Genomic DNA, 1,672 nt, shown 5'->3' with positions numbered 1-1,672 from the left:
TGTGGATCGGCGTGCAAAAAGGACCCCGTTAGCGGGGTGATCGGCGTCTAAAAGGGACCCCTCATTTCGATGGTTTAAGCAGCCGGCTGGATTTTCAGGCGGCGAGATCGGGATGTTGATTTTGGAGACAGTGGTTCGGATTCGGCGCGAGTATGCCGGCGGCAAGGCGATCAAGGCGATCGCGCGGGATTTGCATGTGTCGCGGAAGGTGATCCGCAAGGCGATCCGGGCGCCGGAAGGCGCATTCGACTATCAGCGCAAGGTTCAGCCACTGCCTAGGATCGGGCCGTTTCAGGATCGCCTGAACACACTGCTGGAAGAGAACGAGGTGCGCGGCAGGCGCGAGCGACTGCGGATGACGCGGATACATGATCTGCTGGAGCGCGAAGGTTTTGAGGGTTCCTACGATGCCGTTCGGCGCTACGCGGCGCGCTGGAAGGCCGACCGGCGCAAGGATGCCGGCGATGGTGTCACCGCCTTCATCCCGCTGATGTTCAAGCCGGGCGAGGCCTACCAGTTCGACTGGAGCCATGAGGATGTGGAGATCGCCGGCAAGCCGATGCGCGTGAAGGTTGCGCATATGCGGCTGTGTGCATCGCGGGCGGTCTATGTCCGGGCCTATCCGCGCGAGAGTCAGGAGATGCTGTTCGACGCGCATGCGCGCGGCTTTGCTTTCTTCGGCGGCGTGCCGGGCCGCGGCATCTACGATAATATGAAGACGGCGGTGACGAGCGTGTTCACGGGGAAGGAGCGGGTCTTCAACCGGCGGTTCCTGATCATGACCGACCATTATATGGTCGAGCCCACCGCCTGCTCGCCGGCGGCGGGATGGGAGAAGGGCCAGGTCGAGAACCAGGTGCAGACGATCCGGGGCCGCTTCTTCCAACCCCGGTTGCGGTTCGCCAGCCTCGACGAGCTCAATGGCTGGCTGGAGGCCGAGTGCCAGCGCTGGGCGGAACGACAGGCACACCCGGAACAGGGCGAGCTGACCGTGGCGCAGGCGCTGGAGATCGAGCGATCGGCACTGCAGCCGATGCTGGGACCGTTCGACGGCTTTAACGAGAGCGAGCATGCGGTGACGGGCACCTGCCTGATCAGCTTCGATCGCAACCGCTACTCGGTTCTCTCGACGGTGGCGCGGCGGACGGTGCAGGTCCGGGCCTATGCCGACCGCATTGTCGTGCGCTGCGGCGAGGAGGTTGTCGCCGAGCATCCCCGCTACTTCGGGCGCAACCGCACGATCTATGACCCCTGGCATTATCTGCCGGTACTGGCCCGCAAGCCCGGAGCGCTGCGGAACGGCGCGCCCTTCCAGGACTGGGATCTGCCGCCGGCGCTGGCGCGCCTGCGCCGCAAGCTTGGCAATGGCGACGATGCCGACCGCCGGTTCGTCCGTGTGCTGTCGGCCGTGCTGACCGATGGTCTGGAGCCGGTCGAAGCGGCCGTCCGCGAGGCATTGGCGACCGGCACGGCGAGCGACGACCTGATCCTCAACATCCTGGCGCGGCGCCGCGAACCGCCGCGACCGCTCACCATCATCACCTCCGAAGACAGCGCCTTGCGCCATCCGCCGATCGCCGACTGCGCCCGTTACGACCAGCTGAGGACCTTCGATGCAGCGGCATGACATGATCGAGGCGATGCGCGGGCTTGGGCTCAAGGGCATGGCGGG

At 65.6% G+C, this 1,672-nt stretch carries 1 protein-coding gene; it reads left to right on the top strand.

The genetic code is table 11. From position 1 onward, the window contains the following. Nucleotides 1-112: 112 nt before the first annotated feature. Nucleotides 113-1,627: an IS21 family transposase gene (istA, locus tag EWH12_RS21785; protein WP_041378971.1), complete on the top strand. Its 1,515-nt coding sequence runs from the start codon at nucleotides 113-115 to the stop codon at nucleotides 1,625-1,627. Nucleotides 1,628-1,672 lie beyond the last annotated feature (45 nt).

The sequence above is a fragment of the Sphingobium cupriresistens genome (genome assembly GCF_004152865.1).
GTDB classification, from domain to species: Bacteria; Pseudomonadota; Alphaproteobacteria; order Sphingomonadales; family Sphingomonadaceae; genus Sphingobium; species Sphingobium cupriresistens.
The sequence above is the reverse complement of the archived record's forward strand: the minus strand, read 5'-3'. Positions and strand labels throughout refer to the sequence as shown.

What these genes read in the sequence shown, in the direction of transcription:
- istA (WP_041378971.1), top strand. Translation starts at nt 113, where the DNA reads ATGTTGATTTTGGAGACAGTGGTTCGGATTCGGCGCGAGTATGCCGGC.